Below are 23,433 nucleotides of genomic sequence, written 5' to 3'. Positions count from 1 at the left end.
TAAGTCGTAGAGTTGACCTGAAGAGAAGCCATGGAGAATACAGCCCCTTTAAAACCCACCGAAACCGAACTGGAGATCCTTCAGATCCTGTGGCAGCACGGGCCCAGCACTGTCCGGTTTGTGAACGAAGAGCAGAGCAAGACCAAGGAAACCGGGTATACCACTACCTTAAAACTGCTGCAGATCATGCACGAGAAAAACCTGGTGACGCGTGATGAGGAAAGCCGCTCGCACGTGTACCGCGCCGCCGTCACCGAGGAGGAAACCCAGCAGCACCTCTTGGGCCGCTTCCTGGATACCGCTTTCCGCGGCTCGGCCATGAAACTGGTAATGCAGGCCCTGGGCAATCACCGCACCACCCCAGATGAATTAAACCAAATCCGCCACCTTTTGAAAAAACTGGAAGATGACTCCTCAAACGCTGATTCATGAACTCATGCCCCAGGCGGTGACCAACGCGCTGGGCTGGACCCTCCTGCACTCTCTCTGGCAAGGAGCATTGATGGCCCTTCTGGTGGGCGTCTTGCTTAGGTTAATGCACCGGCACTCGGCGGCTACCCGGTACTGGGTAGCCTGGGGTGGGCTCATCGCCCTGCTGCTGGTATCTGTCATCACGTACTGTAACCTCTATAATCCTGCGGTCACCGCGCCAATCCAGGAAGTAGCCGCGGTGGAGGCCAGCGCATTGCAGGTGCAAACCGTCATTATCCAGACCGCGCCGCCTTCTTTCTGGGAGAACGCCCTGGCGCAGGGCCGGGGATATTTCAACCAGAACCTGCCGGCCGTGGTAACGCTGTGGCTCATGGGTATGCTGCTAATGGGGCTGCGCGTGCTGGGTGGCTGGGTGTATGTGCAACGGCTGCGGTCTTACCGTACCCGGGTGGTGCCCGAGGTCTGGCAACAGAAAGCGGTGGAACTGTCCCGCAAACTGGGCATGCACCAACTGGTGAGCGTAGCCGAGTCTGCCCTGGTGCAGGTGCCTATGGTCATCGGGCACTTTAAGCCTTTGATATTGCTGCCCTTGGGCGCTTTAGCCGGTTTATCTACTGCGCAGGTAGAAGCCATTCTGGCCCACGAACTGGCCCACGTACACCGGCGCGACTATCTTTTAAACCTGCTGCAGAGCATGGTGGAAACCCTGTTTTTCTTCCACCCGGCCGTGTGGTGGATCTCAGACTGCGCCCGCACCGAGCGGGAGCACGCCTGCGATGACCTGGCCCTGGCACTCTGCGGCGACTCCCTTACCTATGCTTATGCCTTAACTAACTTAGAAGAACTGCTCATGAAAACGAAAGTATCCGCTCCGCGACTTGCCGTGGCATTCTCAGGCCGCCGCAGGTCTTTATTGGGCCGCATCACCCGGCTGGTGCAGAAATCCAGCCTCCGGCCTTCTTTCTCTGAAGGATTCCTGGCCAGCTGTGCCGTCATTGCCGGGGTGCTGGTCTTCTCGGCCAGTGCCTGGGCCAACTACAACGTGCCCGCTAAACCCATCACCGTCCAGACCCAAACCCCGGAGGAACAACCGCTTGTAGTCCAGTATGCAGAAGATATACCTGCTTCACCGGAAGTGCAGCCAGAAAAGAAGCCTTTGCAGTTTCAGCAAGAGGAAGACCTGACCTTGCAGCAACTGGGAGACGGGTTGGTGATAGTGCAGAACAAGAAGGGCAAAGTGGTGGAAGTCTACGTGAATGGCCGCCGCATTCCCAAGAGCGAACTGGGCAGATACCAGTCCCGCATTGACCAGCAACTGGCCGCTGCCAAGAAAGGCAAAACCATCCGAGATGATGACGAAGTGGAAAGCGCCATGGAGGAGGTTGAGGCCTCGCTGGACAGAATAGGCGACGATGTGAACTTCAGAGGCAGGAGAGGCCAGTTAGCGCCCATGCCGCCTATGCCACGCATGCCAAGGTCTGGGATTGTGCCAATCGCCCCAATCCCACCCATTGCGCCTTTGTCTGGCGACCCGGAAAGCAACAAGCGCTATAAAAAGGAAATGAAGGAGTATGAGACGCGCATGAAGGAATTCCACGCCAGAATGGAGGAATTTGAGGCACGGCAACGGGAATTTGGCGCCAGAATGCAGGATCGCCAGGAAGGTCACGCCGCGGACCAAGCCCGTTTCTCTGCCGAGCATGACCGCCGCATGGCAGATCACGCCGTCCGCATGAAGGAACACGAGGAACGCATGAAAGAGCACGGCATCCGGATGAAGGAGCACGAAGAGCGCATGAAGAAGCATGAGGCCATGATGAAAGAGCTCAAGGCTGCCTTGGTGTCTGATGGCCTCATCAAATCTGCGGATGATGACTACCAATTCAAGCTGGACAAAACCGGACTCTACATCAATGACAAAAAACAGTCTGATGCCCTGTTTGCCAAATACAAAAAACTCATCCAGACAACCACCGGCGAAGACGTGGACCTGATGCTGCAGAAAGACGGCTCTAATTTCGTGATCCAATCTAATCGCAACTCCAGCAAGAACTCAACTAAAAAGTAACCGTTCTTTCTGGTAGGTTATAAACCAGAATCCCCTTCTTCTCTGTATAGAGCCCATTTTCTAAAAAGGCGCCTGAAACGGAGAGGAAGGGGATTTTTGTGCGACAAGCCTGAGTAGCTGCTTTCACCAGGGAGGGAAATTGTTGGGGATTTTAGGCAAGCATTCAGAAGAGTTCGGGGTTAATAATCAGCTTACCGGCCCTGGTGGGTGCTTTTTAGATCATTGAACCTACCAATCTCTGTTTCAGGCCCGTTTTGGTGAATACCCACACAATCTGGTAGCTGCCTGCCCCGTCACTGTTCCATTGGTAAACAAAATACGTGTCTCCGTTCTGGTAAATCTTGAAGGTGTTGGTGCACTCGTAGATATCCTCAAAGAAGGCCTTACTTAGAACAATTGGTCTCCCTGCAATCTTCACCTTTATGTCCTTCACCTGGGTTCTAGGAAAGTTTCCGTCTGTTCCCCAAACCGGCCGGCCATCAATGGCTGTAACCCATTTGCCCTCCTGCTTGTCCACGATTCTGTTCTTCAGGGCGAAGGGTTCTATCACATACTCAAACGAGAAATCGGTTCCTTTGTAGGACTGGACTTTCTCTAAGTGCAGCAGCCTGGATTTATGGATGAACCCTTGCAGGTAATCTAGTTGGGTAGAGGAAAAGGAGAATTTGTTTTTAGGGATGTAAACCGTCACCCATTCTCCTTTGTCTTCTTCCTCGCCATACCAGAAGACTTCATTGTTGCTGATCCTGTAAATTATTTCAGACTGGCCGTTTGGTTGTTCCCTGACATTTGTGAAGCCGTCTTTGTCGTTGATGATGGCTACCTGCGCTTCTGCCACAGCAGAAGTAAGCAGCAACACGATGAGCATGAGGAGGTTCTTCATATCTTTCAGTCTAGAGGTGGATCAAACCCTTAAGGAGCCTCTGAACCCTCTGGCCGCATAGTAGGAGGAGGCGCCGTTGTGATACACGAAAACCTGACCGTAGCGGAAATCCGCGAAGATGGCACCACCTAGCTTTCTGATCTCAGCGGGAGTTTTGAGCCAGCTGGAGGTTTTCAGGTCGAAGTTTCCGAGGGTTTGAAGTTGCCGGTACTGTTCTTCGGTGAGAAGGTCAATGCCCATGGAGTCGGCCATCTCTACGGCGCTATTTTCTGGTTTATGCTCTTTTCTGGAGTCCAGCGCTTCACGGTCATAGCAAACGCTTCTTCGGCCTTTGGGGCTTTCTGCGGCGCAATCATAGAATAGGTATTCACCTATATTTGCATCCTGACCCACTATGTCTGGTTCGCCGCCAGTTCTTTCCATTTCATGGAGTGACCACAGCTTTTTAGGATTGGCTACCAGCTTTGCTTGTATGCTGGCCCATTCAAGATCTTGATGGCGGTGCCTGTTTTGCTCAAAACGGCCTTTTAACGTGGTGAGGAGTTCTTCACGTTGTTCTGGTGATAACTCTTTTTCAGTTTCTAAAGTCATCATGCGCTATTTTGGTTGGCTGTAAATGTCTTGCAATTGATTAGGTGGCACCATTACCTGTGATTGTTTATGCTTTTATACCAATGCCTTGAGTCTAAGCTAAAAAGCGGTTACTGTTTTATAGGTATTGATGGGTGTAGTAGTTCTTCCTTTCTTTTTTCTGAGTTGCCTGGACAGTCATGATACCTGCAACCACCAACCGGATGCAGATAAGATCCCGATTCCGTTCTTAGTATTATAAACCTGCTTTCTTTCTTGGGCCAATTCGTTAAGGTAAATGAATGCAACTTGCCTTCACCATCATAATAGTAATCTTGCTGGTTTCCTTCTTCATCAATATAAAATTTAGCCAAGTGGATATCGCTGAGAAGAGAATCAGGAACGTCCACGTAATTAACCGCTCTGTTCCCCTTCACAAAAACAAATCTGTAGTCATCTTCGTCCACATGCCTGCTGCCATGAAAGCCTTTCCTCCAGTCTATATGGGGCAGTTCTTTGTCGGCGCTTCCCCTGTTGATGTACCCGCCGAACCAGTACACCGTATCCCAGTCAAAGGTGGTGAGTCTTCCTAAATCAATGGTGTCTACGCTGCTTTGGATGGTGACCTCATGCTTTCCCTTTTTCAATGCTTCCACCAGAAGATCAGTAGACTTCCACCTGTCTATCATATCACAAGAACTCACCAATATTGCCACAAGGAGGAAAAGGACCCCGCTAATCTTATTCATGCGAGTTTTTAGATATCATGTATTACACATCTGATGATTCTACAATAAACATACACCTTATTCCCGAATCATCAGAGAACCTTCAATCGCCTGCTATTCCTCGGGGCCAGAAACGTTTCCCATTTCAAGCCTTCTTTTCAGAAAACAGCCCTGAAACACGCTGCCCGTTGAAACAGGTAAATCCGTACCTTCGCTTTTGATTAGAAACGCGTGTGTATGAGTGAGAACATCTTTCCGGAAATGCAGCATTTGCTGGGGCTGCCCTTGACCAAAACCACCCGGCTGGGGCATGTGCAGTTCTTCCACTTCGGGAAGGCGCACGTCATGAACGCCACCGGCCTTATCCTGGACGTGGGCGCCTGGACCCTGGAGGTGGCTTGCCATTGGCAACTGGAGGAGGCCGGAGCATTGGCCATCAGGTTTGAGGAGGTGGAAATCCCCAAAGACACCCAGACGCTGGCAGATCCAGCCTTTGACCCGATGGTGCCCGGCAGCAACCTCAGAGACCGGAAACTGCAGGATTTGGTGCGCGGCCAGAAAGAGCCTATGCGCGTGTGGCAGGTGACGGCCTCAGAAGAAGGGGAACTGACCATTGCCCTGGAAGGCGGTCGGCTGCTGCGTATCAGGCCCAGCGAGGGCGTGCTGGAAAACACCGGTCAGTTCTGGCGCCTCTTCAGCAATGTGCAGGACAACGGAGGGATAGCTTTTGGGGCCGAGGGTGTAAAGCGGGCCTAGCCGGGCGCTGCTGTTTAAGGGCAGTTTTCCCAAAACCAAGGCCAAAACGGCTTGATTGGGTTTTCTACTGCCTACCAGAACGTGACCCTGTTTTGAGGATCTGCAGAAAAGCCCTTTACAGGCAATAGCAGCGGGTTTTCTTTGCTACTTGCCGCCATTTACAGTATATTGCTTCTCTAATATATAGCGTGTAGTACAAAGCTTTATGGGCAAGCATCTGCGTAAATATTCGGTCTGTACCAATTGTGATTTTGAGTTTGCCCAGGCGCAGCCAGACAACTTCTGTCCGCGCTGCGGTCAGGAGAACCATGACCTGAATGTGCCCTTCAAACACGTGGCACTGGAACTGCTGGAAGGCACCATCCACTATGACAGCAAGTTTTGGATAACGCTCAAGTACCTGCTTTTCTATCCTGGCAAGCTCACCAATGAGTTCCACCGGGGCCGGCGCATGGGTTACGTGCCGCCCATCAGGCTGTACGTGTTCATTTCCTTTGTCTTCTTTTTCCTGCTCTCCCTGCGGATAGGCCATGTGGAAGGTGGAGAACAAATCATAGGAAAGCAATTAAGAAAAGCCCCGATGCAGGTAGACAGCCTCATCACCCAGGCTACCCCCCAAACTCCTGATTCTATCCGGAACATTGTCCGGGAAAGGTTGGAGGAGAAAAACCTTAAGATGGACAGTCTTCTGGTGGCCGATAGCAAAGCGGAACAATACAATTTCGCCACGCTGGACAGTATTCCGCCGCATGCCTCCAATGCCCAGTTAGACTCTGCCCTTACCGCCTTTAAGGTTAAGCAACACAACTGGTTTACGCGCGGGGTTCTGCAGAAATCCGCCGATTTTCAGCGGTTAACCAGAAACGAACTCATTGCCAAGGGGCTCAAATACCTGTCTTTGATGATGTTTGTGCTCATGCCGGTCTTTGCGCTACTGCTCAAGCTGGTCTTTTATCGTGCCAAGCGCTTTTACATGGAGCATCTTATCTTCAGCATTCACCTGCACTGCTTTTACTTTGTGCTGTATATCCTGTACATGCTTACGCTGTACCTGTTCACCTCCATAGACCTGTTTGGCTGGGTCAACCTGTTGGGTTTTCTGTACCTTTTCTTCGGGTTGCGGCGGGTTTTCAAACGCGGCTACCTGCGTACTTTCTTCAACATGGCCACGCTCCTGTTCCTTTACCTCATTGCCGGGGTAACTACGCTGCTGCTAGGGCTGGTGGTGAGCCTGGCGGTTTAATCTCTTTTTTGAGCAGGTCAGGCAACCATTACCAGATTTCGGCATCTATAATAGAAAGACAGTAACAACCTGACCCTAAATTTCCATAAACCCATGAAAAAGACATTCGCTTCCCTTTTACTGCTCTTCACCTTCATTTGCTTAGTGTCACAAGTACAGGCTCAGTCTGTAGAAGGCAACGGCAAAATCACTACCCAGACCCGTTCTGTAGGTTCTTTCAATAAACTTAGAGTGAGCGGCGGCTTTGAGGTGGTGCTTACCCAAGGTGCTTCTGAGGCACTGAAACTAGAGGCCGAGGATAACATTCTGCCTTTGATTGAATCTACGGTAGAAGATGGTATGCTCACCATTAAGACCAAACCAAACAGCATCCGGAATGCCAAGCGTCTGAAAGCGTATGTAACGGTACGTGACCTGAAAGCCCTGGAACTGGCCGGTGGCATCAAACTCACCTCTACCAACACCATTAACGGTTCGGCTTTAAACCTTGAGTTTGCCGGCGGCATTAACGTGGTAATGGCTGTGCAGGTGAAAGAACTTACCGGTGATTTTGCCGGAGGCACCAAAGTAACCTTAAGCGGCCGCGCCGATAAAGTAAAGATGGATCTGGCCGGAGCCATCACCCTGAAAGCCCTTGACCTAAAAACCGATTACCTGACCCTGGATGCCGCTGGCGCCAGCAACGCGGAGGTCAACGTTTCTAAAGAACTGAGTGTAGAAGCCGCCGGCATTGTGAATGTGAGCTACAAAGGCTCACCTAATGTGAAACACAGCGGCATGGGCAAGGTAAGACCTATCTAGTTTCCCTGGGATAAATATTGATCAGTTGAATGCCCCGGTAGAGCCATCTGCCGGGGCATTTCTTTTGTCCGGCTAAAAGGCTTTCGCGTTCAGGTGAGCCTCTCCGGGTGGCCTTATCTAAGCGTGGTGGATGCCATATTTATATAGTACTAAATCCCTGCCGAGGTTTCAAGAATGAGTACCCTTAAGCTTTGCTGTGTATCTGCCTGGAGTTCTCAAGTGCACTGATAAAGCAGGAGACCTGACGAGGAGGAGTAAAAAAGGTTGTTGTATTTTTTAACCATTTTACTAAAAAGATCACCTGTTAAAAAGATGTAGTTACATTGAATTTAGTTGATATAACTAGCACTAGTAAAGTATATTATATGAAATTTTGAAAAGGAAGAAGAGGTATGTCTTGCAAAAGTTTTATCTGTAATAATAAGGGTGATAAAAGAGAATAAGTGAGGGTTTAAGAGAGTTGAAAACTGCTTTTATATTTTTCAAATATAGAAAAACCTACTTGACATAATATGCCGTAGGTACACTCCATAAGCCCCATTACGCACTACCAAACTAACAAATGTAAAACTTTTACCCACCTTCCTTTATGAGAAGAATTCTATCCATTGCGGCTTTCTGCTTTCTGGCAGTAAGCCAGGTCTTCGCACAAGCCTTTGTAGACCCAAAACTCAAGGCAACCCTCGTTAACAGATTACTGCCCGTGCAGGTGGTAGTAACTTTCAAAGGCGATGCGGCCCCTACGTTACTGGATGTCGCTTCCCTCACCAAAATAGGTATCGTGCAAGGATTGACCTTGCGCGCCTTGCCTATTGCCGGTATTGTGGCTACCCCATCGCAGGTAGAAGCCCTGGCCAAAGACCCCAGAGTAGCCTCTCTTTACCTGAATGAATCTCTCAAGTATGAGAACGATGGTGCCCGCGCCATCACCGGGGTTGACAAACTTCGCACGGAGATGTCGTTCACTACCCAGAACGGCGGTCTGCCGGTTTCCGGGAAAGGAGTAGGCGTATTGGTAAACGACAGCGGCGTAGACGGAACGCACCCAGACCTGCAGTTTGGCAAGAACCTGAAGCAGAACGCTACTTCGGTGACCAACCTGAACTCGGTTTCCGGTATTCTGCCTTACACACCGGTAGAGAACATCCCTAACACCGATGCCACCGGTGGCCACGGAACGCACGTAGCCGGTATTGTGGGCGGTATTGGCCAAGCCTCCGGAGGCAAGTACACCGGGGTAGCCCCTGGCGCTGACCTGGTAGGCTATGGTTCCGGTGCTGCCTTGTTATTGCTGGATGTGCTGTCTGGCTTTGACTATGCCATCATCAACCAGGCCCGCTACAACATCCGGGTCATCACCAACTCCTTCGGGAACACCAGTGACACCGGTTCAGACGTGAACCCTGCCGATCCTATCACGCTGGCTACCAAACGCTGCGTTGACCGGAACATCGTGGTAGTATTCTCGGCAGGTAACTCTGGCCCTAGCTCCAGCACCATTACCGGTAACTATAAAAAAGCCCCTTGGGTGATTGCCGTGGCCGCTGGCGACAAATCGGGCCGTTTGGCTGACTTTTCCTCAAGAGGGGTTAAAAACAAAGGCGGTTCTTTCACCCTTGACGGACAAACCTTCACCTGGCAAGACCGCCCAACGGTGACTTCTCCGGGCGTGGATATCATCTCAACCCGCGTGATTGCCCCGGTATCTTCCCTGTCAATTGACAAAGATGCCACTACCCTAGAGCCTGCGCATTTGCCTTATTACACGCACATGAGCGGTACTTCTATGGCGGCTCCGCACGTGGCAGGTATCGTGGCACTGTTGCTGGATGCAAACCCTGCTCTAACTGTAGCGCAGGTAAAAGAGATTCTGCAGCAGACCGCCTCTAACATCCCGGGTACTGAGTCATGGGAAGTGGGCGCCGGTTATGTGAACGCGTATGCTGCCGTTGACAGAGCCTTCAGAGCCTCTGCTATCTATGGTTCCACGGTGAACATGACCAGAACCTTCAACAGCAACGTGAACGCGAACAGCGAATCTGAGAACTTCTCCATCAATTTCAACCCGGCCACTACTGCAACCAACGTTTACAAATTCAATGTGGCTTCAGGCACTACCAGCATTGAAGCCAAAATCAAAGCCACTGGCGTAGCCGGTGAAACTGGTAACCCCGTTAGATTAACCCTGATCTCGCCAAGCGGCGTGAGAACCAGTGCTGGCATTCCGGTGACTTTCTCCCTGAGTTATGACCGAGGCGTTGCCGTGGCTTCTCCGGAGGCAGGCACCTGGACCGCCGAGGTTTCCGGCCTGAACGGCGTTGCTTTCCCCGAGACCATCAACGGCGTTGTAAACAAAATGACAGCTGCTGGCACTACCGGATTAGCTGATATCGCGGGTCACCCTGCCGAGGCTTCCATCAAAATGGCCGTAGGTGCCCGCTTGGTTGATGGTTTAGCAGGTGGTGGTTTCAAGCCAGACGAGCTTCTGAAGCGCATTGACCTGGCCGATTACCTCATGATGGGCGAAGGCATCCGCCAGTTCCTGCCCATTGATGGTTCTTTCACCTTAACCGATGTAAAAGACAGAAAGCTGCTGGCTGAGTCCATCGTGGCCAAAGGCGGTGCCTTGCGTGATTTAAGCCACAAGTTCAACGGCATCATGTTACCAGTGTCTCCGGGTAAATTTGTGCCAGCCGGAAAAGTAAACCGCGCTGAGTTGTCTTACTCTCTGGTACAGGCGCTAGGCTTGCAGGAATTTGCCTTGGCCCGTAACGGTAAAACACCTACCGTTACCGTTGACGGCGTGAGCTATCCAATTGAAGATGCTGCTTCTATCCCGGCTGGTCTGGAAGGGTACGTGAGCGTGGCCCTGGAACTGAACCTGATCAACGCCTACTACTCGGTGACCCAAGGTCCTTATGACTTGAAGCCAGCCTTGCACGCTACCTTCAAGCCGCTGCAAGATGTAACCCGCGGTGACTTTGCCGTGATCATTACCCGTACCCACGCTCAGTGGAACGCTGCTACCCAGCCAATTGCTGCCACCAGCACCTCTACTGCGGTAGCTGCCTCGGCTAATGATCGCGTGTACTCGTACCCTAACCCATTCTCTGGCAGAACCACCATCACCTACGCCGTAGCGCAGGAGGGACCGGTTCAGATCAACGTGTATGACGTGATGGGTAACAAAGTGCAGTCGCTGGTGGCTGAACGCAAAGCTGCCGGCAACCACACCGTGAACTTTGACGGAACCAGCTTGCCTGCCGGAACCTACATTTACAAAGTAGAGGCTGGCAACAAGGTCTTCACCAACCGTTTGGTTCTTACCAAGTAGTCTGTAAACAGCTTTAAGAATAAGAAAAGGCGCCATCCCACTTTGGGTGGCGCCTTTTTGTTTTAAGCCTGATTTCTCTAAAACAGGCTTAAAGCGAGCAGCCTCACAGGTGGTAAACCTCAGTGCCAGTTAATTATCACATCGGCCCTTTCCACAGTTACCGCACAACTTTCTTGCTTTCCTCCGCAACATCAAGTAAACTTAGAAGTGCAAATCTTTTTGCTCCTGAAATTCTCGCTTACCTAACAAACAAACCCTTGAAAAGACGTGATTTTATAGGACTGACCGCCATGGGTGTAGGAGGGCTTTTGCTTTCCAACATCCCAACGTTTGGTCACGAAATTGATCCGGCCCGCGCCCTTGAAACGGTGGACGTGGCCCTGAAAAAGCGCCTTGCCGATGTGGCTTTAAACGCCGCTAGAAGCAAAGGTGCCACTTACACCGATGTACGCATTGGCCGTTACCTGGCCCAGAACGTGTTTACCCGCGAGAAGCAAGTACAAGGCATCAGCACCACCGAGAGCTACGGCGTGGGCGTGCGCGTGATTGCCAACGGTACCTGGGGCTTCGCGGCTACCTCAGACGTGAGTGACAAAGGCGTTGCCAAAGCCGCCGAGCAGGCCGTGGCCATTGCCAAAGCCAATTCCAAGCTGCAGAAAGAGCCGGTGCAACTAGCACCGCAGCAAGGTTATGGCGAGGTTTCCTGGAAAACACCCATAAAACAGAATGCCTTCGCAGTACCTGTTTCAGAGAAAGCCGATTTGCTTCTGGCAGCCAACGCGGCGGCGCTGACCAACGGTGCCAACTTCGTGAATTCAGCCTTGTTTCAGATAAACGAGCAGAAATACTTCGCCTCTACGGATGGTTCTTACATTGACCAGGACATCCACCGCATCTGGCCTAACTTCACGGTAACCGCCGTGGACAAAACCTCTGGTAAGTTCAAAACCCGCGATGCGCTGAGTGCGCCAATGGGCATGGGCTTTGAGTACCTCACCGTGAAAGCACCTACCATGAAAGGCCCGGAAGGAACCGGCCTGACAGGGTATGACAAATACTTTGACATAGTAGCAGATGCCGGTCTGGCGGCCAAGCAGGCCCGCGAGAAACTGACGGCTAAATCAGTAATGGCAGGGAAATATGACTTGGTGTTAGATCCCAACCACCTCGGCCTGACTATCCACGAAAGTGTGGGTCACCCGCTGGAGCTGGACCGTGTGCTGGGCTACGAGGCCAACTACGCCGGTACTTCCTTCGCTGATTTAGATAAATGGAGATCGAAGAGTTTCCCGTACGGCAGCAAGCACGTAAACATCTTCGCTGATAAAGTGCAACCGGGTTCTCTGGGAGCCGTGGGTTATGACGACGAAGGCGTGAAAACCAAGCGTTGGGATTTAATCAAGGACGGTGTGCTGGTGAACTACCAGGCCACCCGCGACCAGGCCCACATCATTGGTGAGAAAGAATCGCATGGCTGTTCTTACGCTGATAACTGGAGCTCGGTGCAGTTCCAGCGCATGCCTAACGTATCATTGGCACCAGGCAAGCAGAAGCTGAGCGTGGATGACATGATCAAAGGCGTGGACCGTGGTATCTACATCGCGGGCCGTGGTTCTTACTCCATTGACCAGCAGCGCTACAACTTCCAGTTTGGAGGCCAGCTGTTCTACGAGATCAAAGGTGGCAAGATTGTAGGTCCGCTGGAAGATGTGGCCTACCAGAGCAACACCCAGGAATTCTGGAACTCCTGCGCTGCTGTCTGCGACGAGAGCGATTACCGCATGTTCGGTTCGTTCTTCGACGGCAAAGGCCAGCCCAGCCAGGTGAGCGCCGTTTCGCACGGCTCTTCGCACACTCGTTTCAACGGCGTGAATGTCATCAACACTGGAAGAAAAATCTAACAAGGAGAAACTAGCGAGATAAGTGCGACTATATTAGTCGTGTCTTGCTACTTGATACGTGATACAGACCAATGGCAATATTAAGTAAAGATCAGGCGCAGGCGCTGCTGAAAAAGGCCCTGAGCTATTCCAAAGCCGATGAGTGCGAGGTAAACCTCAGCGGCTATAAAGGCGGTAACATTCGTTACGCCCGCAGTACCGTGTCTACCAGCGGTGAAGAGGAAAACATGTCGCTGGCCGTGGAAGCCCGTTTCGGGAAACGTTCCGGAGTGGCCACCATCAACGAGTTTGACGATGCCTCGCTGGAGAAAGTTGTGCGCCGTGCCGAAGAGGTAGCCCGCATTGCCCCGGAAAGCCCGGAGTACGTGCCCATGCTCGGCCCGCAGAATTATTTGCCCAGCAATGCCTGGTTCAAAACCACCCACGACATTGACCCTGAATATCGCGCCAACGCAGCCGCAAAAAGCATGCAGCTCGCCGACAGCAAGAAATTAACCGCCGCCGGTTTCTGGGAAGACCGCAGTGGCTTCAGCGCCAAGATGAACTCCAAAGGTCTGTTCGCCTACAACCAGAGCTCAGATGTAGATTTCTCCGTGACCATGCGTACCTCAGATGGTACGGGATCGGGCTACGTAACGCGTGATGTGAGCGATGTTTCCAAGCTGGATACCGCTGCTGCCTCTGAGATTGCGGCCCAGAAAGCCCTAAGCTCGGTGAGCGCCAAAGCGGTGGAGCCCGGCAAATACACCGTGATTTTGGAGCCTACCGCGGCTGTGGATCTGCTGGAAAACATGTTCCGCAGCCTGGATGCCCGTAGCGCCGAGGAAGGCCGTTCTTTCCTGAGCAAGCCGGGTGGCAAGACCAAACTGGGCGAGAAGATGTTTGACGAGCGCGTGACCATCACCTCAGACCCTACCAACCCCGAGATCCCTTCCTCTACCTGGTCCGGCGACGGTCGTCCGCACGAGAAAGTGACCTGGATTGACAAAGGCGTGGTGAAGAACATGACCTATTCCCAGTTCTGGGCGCAGAAGAAAGGCGTGAAAGGCTTACCCTCTCCGGGCGGTTTCATTATGGCCGGTGGTAACCAAAGTTTGGAAGACTTAATCAAAGGAACGCAGAAAGGCATTCTGGTGACACGTTTGTGGTACATCAGAGCCGTGGACCCGCAGACGCTACTCTACACCGGCCTCACCCGCGACGGAACTTTCTACATTGAGAACGGCAAGATCAAGCACCCCGTGAAGAACTTCCGTTTCAACGAGAGCCCGGTCATCATGCTCAATAACCTGGAGGCCTTGGGTAAACCGCAGCGCATCGGCGGCAACCTGGTGCCCCCTATGAAGATCAGAGACTTCACCTTCACCAGCTTGTCAGACGCGGTGTAGTCGCGCCTGAATCTCTTTCCCGCTTTTGGCCTGATTTCAAGAATGTAGGCCAAAAGCGGGATTAAGCTTATATTATCAATCTCCTCTTTTGTCATCCTGAAAGGATCTTGTGAGCGAACGGTAGAAGCGCTTATTGAAAGTTCCTCTAGTTTGCTCACAAGATCTTTCCAAGATGACAAATTAGAAATAGAGTTGGTGACGTAGCCTTTACCCAGAAGTCTCTGTTTGAGCAAAAATGGCATGAATACTTTAGTTAAGCACACTACTCCTCAAGCTCAAAAGGTTTGGTTCACCGTTGCCAAGATGTATGTTCTTCTTTCAGATGGAAGAGAATTGGGAGTGCCTTTGGAGTGGTTTCCGGTTTTGAGAGACAGTACAGAAGCGCAACGAATGAACTGGCGCCTAATTGGGAATGGAGTTGGTATTCACTGGGAGGAACTGGACGAAGACTTATCTATTGCGGGTTTACTCTAGTTTCGTAGTTTTCCATGCCCGCTCCTTTCACCTTCGTACGCCTGCAATACCGCTCCGGCAACTGGGACACCGACCAACGGATGCCCTCCAACCTGCTGCACTCGCTGGTAGAGTACACCACCGTGCCCATAGTGGAGCAGGAAAAGGTCATCAGCCTGGAAAGTGCCGAGCTGTTCCGCTATCCTTTCTGCTACCTGAGCGGCCACAAGCTGGTGCAGTTTAACGCGAAGGAAAGAGCCAATTTTGAGCGCTACGTGAAGAACGGCGGCTTCGTGTTTGTGGATGACTGCAACCATGACATAGACGGCCTCTTCGCACGGTCTTTTGAAGAACAGATGCGCGTCTGTTTCGGGCCGAAGGCGTTGAAGAAAATTTCCAACAACCATCCTATTTACCGTTCCTTTTTCAAGTTCGAGGAAGGCCCGCCTACCACCTCCTTTGAGCTCAACGGCTGGGGCGATGACCTGGTCCACGATTACCTCAAAGCCTACGAAGTGAACGGCCGCATTGCCGTGCTCTACAGCAACAAAGACTATGGCTGCGAGTGGGACTATGACTTCAGGAACAAGCGCTGGCTCGCCGAGGACAACACCAAATTCGGGGTGAATATTCTGATGTATGCGCTTACCAGTTAAGGTCGTTTCCGGGCTATATTCTGAAAACGTAGCCGAAAACGCTTAATGAGTGGAGATGTTCTTTCACTAGTTTTTCACAAACTCCTTTCTAGGGTCAGGCATTTTGGCATGCAGGTCTTTTAGAAATCGCTGATCTAACCCAACTTCTCCCTTTGCTTTGGATTTGTAAAGATAATCCCAGGCGCTTGAATATTCTTTCTGCATGTACTGAACCAACGCATGGGCATAGAGCACAAATGCATTGTCAGGACTTTGCAGCAGTGCTTTCTGACTTGCAAGCGCTGCGCTTTCCAAGTATTGTGCTTGACCTGACTCTTCGTATTTAGAGAAATAAGTGAAAATGATGTCGCATGATAGTTGGACATCAGAAGAATCCAAGGTATATGCCTTCTGCAAATGGACCAAGGCATCGTCATAATTTTCCAACATTCCGCAGATAAGACCAAATCCCCAATAAGATTTAGAATTGGTGGAGTCTAAAAGCCATGCCTGGTTAAATCTGAACATAGCCGTTGCAAAATCGCCTTGTTGAAAGTACTGCCAGCCACGGTCAGAGAAATACTTACTGTTTTCGGCTCTGGTTCCGCCGCCTTTATCTACAGTTGCAAGGAATTTTTTGTCCAAGGCCAGCAGATTCTTTGGCTTTGGTTTGCCGCCGTACATGGGAAGTAGATTAATCTGCTTTTCACCGCGTTTCTGCCATTCTTCCCATGCTTTTGACTGTGCCTGAACTTGAGCGAAAGCGAATAAGAACAGCATAAAACAGAGAAAGCTTCTCATGAAGTGGTGTGGTTTAAAGTTATCCTGAAGATACAGAAAATATCCTTCATGGAATCGTATGAATGGACAGGTTATTTGTACCCCGCTGGCGCGAGCCTCCGGCTCGTGTCCGCACGCATTTCAACCCATTAGCCTGTTAGCAATGTGAAGGCACGAGCCGGAAGCTCGCGCCAGCGTGCGAATGCTCTATACCTTTTTTGCCCTGATTTCCTGAAAACAAACCAAAAACGGAAAGGCAAATTCAAGAACAATCGCTTACTTACTGGTTCAAGTAGTATCGTTTAGCATCCGCCCCACGTGACCCCACAAGACGTAACCCAACTGTTAAGCAAACTGCCGGCGCTTCGGCAGGAAATAAGTAAAATCATTGTAGGCCAGCAGGAAGTGCTGGATGAGGTGCTGATCACCCTGTTAGCCGGTGGCCACGGACTCCTGGAAGGCGTACCCGGCCTGGCAAAAACCCTGCTGGTGCGAACCCTGGCCAGTGCCATGGATTTGCCGTTCCGCCGCATCCAGTTCACGCCAGACCTTATGCCTACCGATATTCTGGGCACCGAAGTCCTGGAGGAAGACCACACTACGGGCAAGCGTTTTTTCCAGTTCAATGAAGGTCCCATCTTCGCCAGCATCGTGCTGGCCGATGAAATCAACCGGACACCGCCCAAAACCCAAGCAGCGCTGCTGGAGGCCATGCAGGAGTTTGAAGTGACCTACGCCGGTAAAACCTACCCGCTGCCGCGCCCTTTCTTCCTGCTTGCTACGCAAAATCCCATTGAGCAAAGCGGTACGTACCCGTTGCCTGAGGCTCAGTTAGACCGGTTCCTGCTGTACATCAAAATAAAGTACCCCACAGAACTGGAGGAAATCTCGGTTTTGAAAAACACTACCGGCGGCAAACGGGAGACGGTACAATCCATTCTATCCGGACCTGAGATCCTGGCACTCCAAAGTTTGGTGCGCGAAGTCACTATTTCAGATGATTTGGTCTCCTATGTTGCCCGCGTAGTCCGTGCCACCCGTCCTGCTGAAAGTCCGGTGCCTTTTATACAGGAGTTCGTACGCTGGGGAGCCGGTCCGCGGGCCGGTCAAGCGCTCATTCTCACCGCTAAAGCGCGAGCCCTTTTACAAGGCCGTTTCGCGGTAACATTGCCTGATCTGCAGGCCATGGCCTATCCAGTACTGCGCCACCGTGTACTAGTCAACTTCACCGCCGAGGCAGACAATATCACTACAGACAAAGTAGTGGAAGAACTGCTGAAAGGTGTGGAGATGCCGAGGGAGGTTTTAATATAGGTGAAACTGTTCTTGAAATGGAGGACAATCACCACTACAACAAGAAACTGAAGCCTCTCGCGAAGGCACATCGGGCAGCTTCCACGAAAGCAGAGATTAGACTGTGGTGTGAATTGTTGAGTAAAAAGAAACTGGGATACTCCTTCTTGCGACAACGGTCTATAGGCAACTACATCGCTGATTTCCTGTGTAAGGAGTTGAAATTGATTATTGAAGTAGACGGATACTCGCACAATTTCAAAACCGAAGAAGATGCGGTAAGAGATAAAGAATTGGCAGAGTTAGGCTATAATGTACTAAGATTCACCGATGAAGAGGTGATGAACGATTTACCCAACGTGCAGCGAACCTTGGAAACGTGTATTGCAGAAAAGTGCGAAAAGAATAACTAAGCACCTTTAAAAACCAGTTCTTTGCTGTGCACGCATTTCGTCCCCCTTTGAAGGGGGTAGGGGGATGACAAGGGCGTGTCAACTAAGAACTGCTCCTGATCAATGCCAAATGCAAATGCTAAGTTATTATCGACAACGCCATGACCTGCACGAGTAATCATCCCCCTACCCCCTTCAAAGGGGGACGAAGAAGCTCCTTAATAAATTAAAATATATCATGCCCCATCGCCTCCTCAATCCCCAGACCTTCGCTGCTATCAAAGACCTGCGCCTGATTGCCAAGACGGTGGTAGATGGCTTTATGCTGGGACACAACCAGAGCATAAGGCGGGGAGCGGGCATAGAGTTCAGCCAGTACCGCAGCTACCAACCTGGCGATGATTTGCGGCAACTGGACTGGAAGATGTTCGCGCGCTCAGATAGGTACTATATCCGGGAATCTGAGGTGGACAGCAGTGTGGCGGTGCGGTTTGTGGTGGATGCCAGTGGTTCTATGGGACACCAAGACGGGACGCTTACCAAACTGGACTATGCCCGCTATTTAGTGGCCTCGCTCGCGTACCTGGCGGTGCAGCAAGGCGATGCCGTGGGGCTGTTTGTGTTACAGGAAGAGCAATTGGTGCAGTTGGCGCCGCAGCAGTCTAGCCAGCATTTGCAGCGGTTCTTTCATCAGTTAGAGCAGGTAAAACCCAACGGTGCATTCCCACCACCAGACCGTTTAGCGCCCGTTTTCGCGAAAAAGCGCCAGAAAGAGATTACCGTGTTGGTCACCGACATGTACGAGCAGACCTCTGAGATTTCGGAAACGTTGCGTAAGATTGGAGCCTTAGAGAAGGACACGTTGCTATTCCATCTCATGGGCAAGAATGAGATGGAGTTCACGTACCAAGGCCAGCTCGCGTTTCAGGATCTGGAGACAGGCCAGACTGTGCAGGTGAGTACTGAGGGCCAACGCACCGAGTACCTCCAACGCCTGCAGGAGTGGCTTCGCTCTCTGGAAACCGATACCCGTAAAAAGCAGATCCACTACGAGCGCTTCCACCTGCATGAGCCGCTGGACAAAGCCCTGCGCGCATTCCTGATCAACCGGGCAAGAGTGTAAGGGGAGTTCTGAGTCTTGAGTCCAGAGTTCTGAGTTGGGGAAAACTTTGTTTCGGGCTTGTTTTCAGGAAATCAGGCCTAAAATGGAGTGCCCGGGAGCGGCGGTTGGCACAGACGCTCGCAGGACCTCCGGACGCTGCGAGGTCATTTAAGCTGGCCACAGCAAAACAGAAACAGCAATACGTGGACATGAGCTGCAAACTCGCGGTAGCGAGAGGTCTCACTAATTAAGATCAACTACCAGCTCATGGCTCCCTACCGTCTAAAGGCTACCATCCCAAGGCAAAATATTTCAGCCTCTCATCAGCAAAAGCAAAAAATATTATGGTCGTCCACGATAACTGCGCCCGCTCAAATGACCTCGCAGCGTCTTTCAGACCTGCGAGCGTCTGCGCCGATAGCGGCTCCTTGACAACCTCTGTTTCTAGCTTATTTTTCCCTTAAAGAAGCCAAGGTCCAAAATCCCCCTTGTACCCGAAAGCCTGAAAAAATCGTCCCCGTTTAGAGGCTCTTTTCATCAAAAGAGCCTCTAAACGGGGACGAACTGTAAAATGACTGAAGAACCTTATTTCAGCTTGAAGACATCGTCTTTCAGGTTCTTGTTGATCTCCACGCTGTTCACGGTGGAGGAGATCACCTGGCTGCCGATGTGCAGGTCAATCTGGTGCGGGAACTTGATGCCGTTCACCTCGCGGTAATCTTTCAGATCGGTGGTTTGGTTTGCGGTTCCTACGGAGGTTTGCTCCGTCACCACTTCGCGTACTTTCAGGCCGGTTTCCTTGTCAAAGTAGTGGAAAGACCTCTTGCCGCTGGGCAGGGTAAGCTCCAGTTTGTAGGCATCGCGGCCTTCTACTTTCTCTATCTGGTTCAGGGCCAGTTTCACGCCCAGTTGGTCGTAATTCAGGAAGCTCAGCCAGTTGTCCAGCTTCTGGTCCTGCAGCTCAATCGGGGTCATCTCTTTCATCTGGCCCTGCGTGATGATGGCGCCCCTGGTGCCGTTAATGGCCACGCGGTTGATCTCGTTAGGGCCGTAGTTCACGGTAAGCAATGACCTGTCCACGCCTTTTTGCTGACTAGTGACCGACAGCTGCGCGCCGGGCACTTTCATGGTGCGTTTGATGGTGAGGTCTTTCACTTTCTCCACGTTGGCTTTGCCCCCGATGGCGTTGATGTACGAGGCCAACACCGTCTGCACGGTTACCCCGGCCGGAAGCGAGGCCATAGGTGCATCGGTCTTCTCGCCGAAGGCGTTGAAATAAGCCACCGGCTGGTTTCCGTTGAAACGCTTCAGCTTGTCGGTGATCTCACGGGCATTGCCTACGGCTACCAAGTACGCTTTCTCGGGCTGCAGGTACTGCTGGGCCACGCGCTGGATATCGGCGGGAGTGACGGCGGCTACGTTCTTGAGGTAGTTGGCGTAGTAGTCTTTGGGCAGGTTATAACGCGCGGTGTTGATGGCGAACATGGCCACCGTAAGCGGATTCTCCAGCGAGCGGGCAAAAGACCCAATGATCATGTTCTTCACCTTCTGCAGTTCCTCAGTCGGTACAGGCTCCTTGCGCAGGCGGTTCATCTCATAAGTAATCTGGGTAAAGGCACTATCCGTAACGGAGTTCCGCACGCTGGCGAAAGCACTGAAACGGCCCATGAGGCGGTCAGACGCCAGCGAGGAGTTAGAGCCGTAGGTGTAGGCGTGCTTCTCGCGCAGGTTGGCATCCAGGCGGGCGAAAGAACCACCCAGGATGTTGTTCATCAAGCTGGCCGCGATGGCATCGGGGCTGCCGGGTTTCAGGTCTACCGCGTGGGTCACCGAGATGTTAGACTGCACCGAGTTGGGGCGGTCCACAATAGCCACCTGGTTCGCGGTCAAAGGTGCCGGGGCCGGATAGGTGTTCTGCTTCACCTCGGCTTTCTTCCATTTGCCAAAGTATTCTTTCACCAGTTTCTTGGCGTCTTTGGCGGTGATGTCGCCTACAATGGCCAGGTAGCCTATATTGGGTCTGAAGTAAGTGTTGTAGTACTGCTGCGCATCGGCTAAGGTGATGTTCTCCACGGTTTTCTCGGTGACTACCTCGCCGTACGGATGATTTTTCCCGAAGAGGAGCGCCTGCTGAACGTTGGCCTCCATAGTGGCCGGATCGTCTTTAGAAGAGGCCAGGCTGGAGCCCATCTGCTTCTTGAACTTGTCCAGCTCTTCCTGGGTGAACTTGGGGTGCAGCACCACATCGGCGGTCAACTCCATCAGTTTAGGGAAGTGCTTCTTCAGGCCAGAGGCCGAGAACCCGGTAGAGGTGGTATTCAGGGAAGCGCCTATGAAGTCAATCTGCTCGTCCAGCTGGTCTTTGGTACGGGTGGTGGTACCTGTGCGCATGAGGTAACCGGCAGCGCCGGTGAGGCCGGCTTTCTCGCCTTCCAGCACCGGGGCACGGTCCAGCACCAGGCTCATGGCCACGGTGGGCAGTTTGTGGTTCTCCACCACGTACACCTTCAGGCCGTTAGGGAGCGTGAAGAATTCATATTGGCCTAAGGCAATGGTAGGTGCCGGACCCGCCGGCGGTGGGGTTTGTTTTGTTTGGGCTACGCCGCCAAAAGAGACCGCCAGCGCCAAAAAGAAAATGGAAATATATTTTTTCATGGAATTCTGTGAGTAAGGAAAAGAAAACAAGGCTTATCTGGCTTGAGTGGCTTTAGGCAAATAATGCAGCACGGCCCGGTTTTCTTTGGTCAAATACTTTTTGGCTACCCGCATGAGGTCATCTTTGGTCACGGCCAGGATCTTGTCCAGCTCGGTGTTGATGAGGTTGGTGTTGCCGTACAGCGCGTGGTAAGAAGCCAGTTTCTCGGTGCGGCCTTCCAGGGTGGAGATGCTACTGATGTAGTCGGTCTCCATCTGGTTGCGCAGCTTCTGGAACTCCTGGTCAGAGATGGTCTCGTTCTTCACGCGGTCAATCTCAACGTCCATTGCCCGCTCCAGATCATGCACGTCTACACCCATGTTAGCGATGGCCAGGTTGATGAACAGCCCCGGGTCTTCCAGCGGCATGGGAATGGAAGCCACGGTCACCGCTTTCTGCTGCTTGTCTACCAGGGCCTTGTTCAAACGGGAGCTAGGTCCGCCGGCCAGCAGCGTAGTAAGCATGTTGATGGCGTAGGAATCTTCAGTACCCTGCGCCGGGATGTGGTAGGCCTGCACCACCGCCGGTAACTGGATGTTGTCAAACACCACTTTACGGCCTTCCTCAATCTGCGCGGGTTCCACCACGGTTGGGCGTGGAATATTATTGGTGCCTTTGGGGATATTGGCGAAATACTGCTCCACCCAAGCTTTGGTCTGGTTGATGTCCAGGTCGCCGGCAATGGTGAGGGTAGCGTTGTTAGGCACGTAGAACGTCTTGTAGAACTGCTCAAACTCTCTGGCCGAGGCCCGGTCTATGTACTGCGCAGACCCGATGGGCACCCAACGGTACGGATGCACCGAGTAAGCCGTAGCGAAGGTGTTCTCCAGCAAAGTGCCGTACGGCTGGTTGTCAATGCGCTGTTTCTTTTCTTCTTTCACTACCTGGCGCTGCGTCTCAATGCCCTGCTGGTCAATCTTGGCGGCGCGCAATCGGTCAGCTTCCATCCAGAGGCCCAAAGCCAGCTGGTTAGACGGCAGAATCTGGTAGTAGTAGGTGCGGTCAAAAGAGGTGTTGGCGTTCACGGCCCCACCCGCGCTCTGAATCATGTTGATGTACTTGCCGCGTTCCACGTTCTCTGAGCCTTCAAACATTAAATGCTCAAAGAAATGCGCGAAACCCGTGCGGTCAGCGTTCTCGTTCTTGGAACCTACGTGGTACATCATGGTCACGGCTACCGTGGGCGTGGTTTTGTCCTGGTGCAGAATCACGTGCAGACCGTTGGGCAGGTCGTACTCCGTGAACTCAATTTTGTTGCTTTGTGCGGCCGCCGTTAAGCTGGCACCCAGCAACAGGATACTCAAAATTTTACGTTTCATTCAAAAAGCGTTAAAAAATAAAAAGGGTCGTTTGGGAAGTATGGCGCGTTTTTGGCTTGGTTTCCAGAAAACATCCTTAAAATTAAGGCAATTTTTTTACAAACCGTTCCATATGCCTGATTGCCTTCCAGATAGTTCATCTTTTTTGATGTACCATTAAACCAAAGGCTCTCAATTGTCTCTAATCTCTTAACCAACCAAAGCGAAACTATAGTATGAAAACCCTGCAAAATTTAACCAAGCTCGCGTTTCTGTTCATCGCTCTCTTAGCCGGCACCTCGGCATTTGCCCAGGGCACCCAAGGCAGTCAGCAAGGCCAAGGTCGTGCCAGACTAACCTCTGAGGAGCGGGCCCTGATGCAACTTCAGCGCTATGAGAAGCAACTGGAACTCACCCCAGAGCAGAGCGTCAAAATCAAAGCTATCGTGCTGTCCTCGGCCCAGGAGATGGACAAAATGCGCGCCGCAGGCGGACGGCCTGACCGTGCCGCCATGCAGGCCGAAGCCCAGAAACGCGCCCTGGAAATCAATGCCATCCTAACCCCTGAGCAACAGGAGAAATTCGCCAAGATCCTGGCTGAGCAACTGGAAAGAGGCCAGGGCGGCGGTGGCGGACAAGGCGCACCGCGCCGCATCAAAACCCCCGGCGATATCTAATATG

Annotated in this window: 20 protein-coding genes; 14 read left to right on the top strand and 6 right to left on the bottom strand. The window is 52.0% G+C overall.

Annotated elements, in window-relative coordinates:
• Positions 1–30 precede the first annotated feature (30 nt).
• Both J3P35_RS01380 and J3P35_RS01375 read left to right on the top strand, forming a co-directional pair.
• The gene (locus J3P35_RS01380) at positions 31–432 is read left to right on the top strand and encodes a BlaI/MecI/CopY family transcriptional regulator (protein ID WP_210462327.1); all 402 of its coding nucleotides are present in this window, start codon (positions 31–33) and stop codon (positions 430–432) included.
• Positions 407–2,500 carry a M56 family metallopeptidase gene (locus J3P35_RS01375; protein ID WP_210462325.1) on the top strand — a complete coding sequence of 698 codons (2,094 nt, stop codon included), beginning with the start codon at positions 407–409 and terminating at the stop codon, positions 2,498–2,500. Before J3P35_RS01380 ends, J3P35_RS01375 begins: the two co-directional genes overlap by 26 nt.
• Before the next feature lie 214 nt (positions 2,501–2,714).
• Here the strand turns inward: J3P35_RS01375 and J3P35_RS01370 are convergent, their stop codons facing one another.
• The 3 genes from J3P35_RS01370 to J3P35_RS01360 form a co-directional block, all read right to left on the bottom strand.
• Entirely contained in the window at positions 2,715–3,383 is a 669-nt protein-coding gene (locus tag J3P35_RS01370) for a hypothetical protein (protein ID WP_210462323.1), read from the bottom strand.
• Positions 3,384–3,404: 21 nt separating this feature from the next.
• Positions 3,405–3,974 carry a DUF4256 domain-containing protein gene (locus J3P35_RS01365; RefSeq protein WP_210464030.1) on the bottom strand — a complete coding sequence of 190 codons (570 nt, stop codon included), beginning with the start codon at positions 3,972–3,974 and terminating at the stop codon, positions 3,405–3,407.
• A 110-nt stretch (positions 3,975–4,084) separates the two neighbouring features.
• Complete coding sequence (locus J3P35_RS01360) at positions 4,085–4,702, bottom strand: hypothetical protein (protein WP_210462321.1); 618 nt, start codon at positions 4,700–4,702, stop codon at positions 4,085–4,087.
• A gap of 216 nt (positions 4,703–4,918) precedes the next feature.
• Between J3P35_RS01360 and J3P35_RS01355 the strand changes: the two genes are divergently transcribed.
• The 8 genes from J3P35_RS01355 to J3P35_RS01320 all read left to right on the top strand — a co-directional run bounded on the left by J3P35_RS01355 (position 4,919) and on the right by J3P35_RS01320 (position 15,213).
• The gene (locus tag J3P35_RS01355; RefSeq protein WP_210462319.1) at positions 4,919–5,437 is read left to right on the top strand and encodes a hypothetical protein; all 519 of its coding nucleotides are present in this window, start codon (positions 4,919–4,921) and stop codon (positions 5,435–5,437) included.
• Positions 5,438–5,642: 205 nt separating this feature from the next.
• A complete protein-coding gene (locus tag J3P35_RS01350) occupies positions 5,643–6,680 on the top strand; it encodes a DUF3667 domain-containing protein (RefSeq protein ID WP_210462317.1) in 1,038 nt (345 codons plus the stop codon).
• Positions 6,681–6,773: 93 nt separating this feature from the next.
• On the top strand, positions 6,774–7,481 hold the full coding sequence (locus tag J3P35_RS01345) for a head GIN domain-containing protein (protein ID WP_210462315.1): 708 nt from the start codon (positions 6,774–6,776) through the stop codon (positions 7,479–7,481).
• Positions 7,482–8,070: 589 nt separating this feature from the next.
• Complete coding sequence (locus J3P35_RS01340; RefSeq protein WP_210462313.1) at positions 8,071–10,815, top strand: S8/S53 family peptidase; 2,745 nt, start codon at positions 8,071–8,073, stop codon at positions 10,813–10,815.
• A 257-nt stretch (positions 10,816–11,072) separates the two neighbouring features.
• The gene (locus tag J3P35_RS01335; RefSeq protein ID WP_210462310.1) at positions 11,073–12,716 is read left to right on the top strand and encodes a TldD/PmbA family protein; all 1,644 of its coding nucleotides are present in this window, start codon (positions 11,073–11,075) and stop codon (positions 12,714–12,716) included.
• Between the two features lie 71 nt (positions 12,717–12,787).
• On the top strand, positions 12,788–14,104 hold the full coding sequence (locus tag J3P35_RS01330; protein ID WP_210462309.1) for a TldD/PmbA family protein: 1,317 nt from the start codon (positions 12,788–12,790) through the stop codon (positions 14,102–14,104).
• 240 nt (positions 14,105–14,344) lie between these two features.
• The gene (locus J3P35_RS01325; RefSeq protein ID WP_210462307.1) at positions 14,345–14,578 is read left to right on the top strand and encodes a DUF2442 domain-containing protein; all 234 of its coding nucleotides are present in this window, start codon (positions 14,345–14,347) and stop codon (positions 14,576–14,578) included.
• Positions 14,579–14,592: 14 nt separating this feature from the next.
• Positions 14,593–15,213, top strand: a complete 621-nt coding sequence (locus J3P35_RS01320) for a DUF4159 domain-containing protein (protein ID WP_210462305.1) — start codon at positions 14,593–14,595, stop codon at positions 15,211–15,213.
• A 66-nt stretch (positions 15,214–15,279) separates the two neighbouring features.
• Here the strand turns inward: J3P35_RS01320 and J3P35_RS01315 are convergent, their stop codons facing one another.
• On the bottom strand, positions 15,280–15,993 hold the full coding sequence (locus J3P35_RS01315) for a tetratricopeptide repeat protein (RefSeq protein ID WP_210462303.1): 714 nt from the start codon (positions 15,991–15,993) through the stop codon (positions 15,280–15,282).
• Positions 15,994–16,290: 297 nt separating this feature from the next.
• Between J3P35_RS01315 and J3P35_RS01310 the strand changes: the two genes are divergently transcribed.
• The 3 genes from J3P35_RS01310 (at position 16,291) to J3P35_RS01300 (ending at position 18,780) form a co-directional block, all read left to right on the top strand.
• Positions 16,291–17,286 carry an AAA family ATPase gene (locus J3P35_RS01310; protein ID WP_210462301.1) on the top strand — a complete coding sequence of 332 codons (996 nt, stop codon included), beginning with the start codon at positions 16,291–16,293 and terminating at the stop codon, positions 17,284–17,286.
• A gap of 17 nt (positions 17,287–17,303) precedes the next feature.
• On the top strand, positions 17,304–17,678 hold the full coding sequence (locus J3P35_RS01305; protein WP_210462299.1) for an endonuclease domain-containing protein: 375 nt from the start codon (positions 17,304–17,306) through the stop codon (positions 17,676–17,678).
• A 217-nt stretch (positions 17,679–17,895) separates the two neighbouring features.
• Positions 17,896–18,780 (top strand): DUF58 domain-containing protein, encoded by an 885-nt coding sequence (locus J3P35_RS01300; protein WP_210462297.1) that lies wholly within the window; start codon positions 17,896–17,898, stop codon positions 18,778–18,780.
• A gap of 564 nt (positions 18,781–19,344) precedes the next feature.
• On the opposite strand, the gene J3P35_RS01295 is transcribed toward J3P35_RS01300, so the two are convergent.
• Both J3P35_RS01295 and J3P35_RS01290 read right to left on the bottom strand, forming a co-directional pair.
• Complete coding sequence (locus J3P35_RS01295; protein WP_210462295.1) at positions 19,345–21,414, bottom strand: insulinase family protein; 2,070 nt, start codon at positions 21,412–21,414, stop codon at positions 19,345–19,347.
• Between the two features lie 33 nt (positions 21,415–21,447).
• On the bottom strand, positions 21,448–22,773 hold the full coding sequence (locus tag J3P35_RS01290; RefSeq protein ID WP_210462294.1) for a M16 family metallopeptidase: 1,326 nt from the start codon (positions 22,771–22,773) through the stop codon (positions 21,448–21,450).
• A 215-nt stretch (positions 22,774–22,988) separates the two neighbouring features.
• Here J3P35_RS01290 and J3P35_RS01285 point away from each other — a divergent pair, with 215 nt between their 5' ends.
• The gene (locus J3P35_RS01285; protein ID WP_210462292.1) at positions 22,989–23,429 is read left to right on the top strand and encodes a hypothetical protein; all 441 of its coding nucleotides are present in this window, start codon (positions 22,989–22,991) and stop codon (positions 23,427–23,429) included.
• The last annotated feature ends 4 nt before the right edge of the window (positions 23,430–23,433 follow it).

This window comes from Rufibacter roseolus, assembly GCF_017916365.1.
Lineage (GTDB): Bacteria > Bacteroidota > Bacteroidia > Cytophagales > Hymenobacteraceae > Nibribacter > Nibribacter roseolus.
This window is presented reverse-complemented; position numbering and strand designations above follow the sequence as displayed.

Bases quoted from the DNA above. Each gene is read 5' to 3' on its own strand.
- J3P35_RS01360 (WP_210462321.1), bottom strand. From the start codon at position 4,702: ATGAATAAGATTAGCGGGGTCCTTTTCCTCCTTGTGGCAATATTGGTG.
- J3P35_RS01305 (WP_210462299.1), top strand. From the start codon at position 17,304: ATGGAGGACAATCACCACTACAACAAGAAACTGAAGCCTCTCGCGAAG.
- J3P35_RS01300 (WP_210462297.1), top strand. From the start codon at position 17,896: ATGCCCCATCGCCTCCTCAATCCCCAGACCTTCGCTGCTATCAAAGAC.
- J3P35_RS01315 (WP_210462303.1), bottom strand. From the start codon at position 15,993: ATGAGAAGCTTTCTCTGTTTTATGCTGTTCTTATTCGCTTTCGCTCAA.
- J3P35_RS01285 (WP_210462292.1), top strand. From the start codon at position 22,989: ATGAAAACCCTGCAAAATTTAACCAAGCTCGCGTTTCTGTTCATCGCT.
- J3P35_RS01340 (WP_210462313.1), top strand. From the start codon at position 8,071: ATGAGAAGAATTCTATCCATTGCGGCTTTCTGCTTTCTGGCAGTAAGC.
- J3P35_RS01290 (WP_210462294.1), bottom strand. From the start codon at position 22,773: ATGAAACGTAAAATTTTGAGTATCCTGTTGCTGGGTGCCAGCTTAACG.
- J3P35_RS01380 (WP_210462327.1), top strand. From the start codon at position 31: ATGGAGAATACAGCCCCTTTAAAACCCACCGAAACCGAACTGGAGATC.
- J3P35_RS01370 (WP_210462323.1), bottom strand. From the start codon at position 3,383: ATGAAGAACCTCCTCATGCTCATCGTGTTGCTGCTTACTTCTGCTGTG.
- J3P35_RS01375 (WP_210462325.1), top strand. From the start codon at position 407: ATGACTCCTCAAACGCTGATTCATGAACTCATGCCCCAGGCGGTGACC.
- J3P35_RS01320 (WP_210462305.1), top strand. From the start codon at position 14,593: ATGCCCGCTCCTTTCACCTTCGTACGCCTGCAATACCGCTCCGGCAAC.
- J3P35_RS01350 (WP_210462317.1), top strand. From the start codon at position 5,643: ATGGGCAAGCATCTGCGTAAATATTCGGTCTGTACCAATTGTGATTTT.
- J3P35_RS01345 (WP_210462315.1), top strand. From the start codon at position 6,774: ATGAAAAAGACATTCGCTTCCCTTTTACTGCTCTTCACCTTCATTTGC.
- J3P35_RS01365 (WP_210464030.1), bottom strand. From the start codon at position 3,974: ATGACTTTAGAAACTGAAAAAGAGTTATCACCAGAACAACGTGAAGAA.
- J3P35_RS01330 (WP_210462309.1), top strand. From the start codon at position 12,788: ATGGCAATATTAAGTAAAGATCAGGCGCAGGCGCTGCTGAAAAAGGCC.
- J3P35_RS01295 (WP_210462295.1), bottom strand. From the start codon at position 21,414: ATGAAAAAATATATTTCCATTTTCTTTTTGGCGCTGGCGGTCTCTTTT.
- J3P35_RS01325 (WP_210462307.1), top strand. From the start codon at position 14,345: ATGAATACTTTAGTTAAGCACACTACTCCTCAAGCTCAAAAGGTTTGG.
- J3P35_RS01355 (WP_210462319.1), top strand. From the start codon at position 4,919: ATGAGTGAGAACATCTTTCCGGAAATGCAGCATTTGCTGGGGCTGCCC.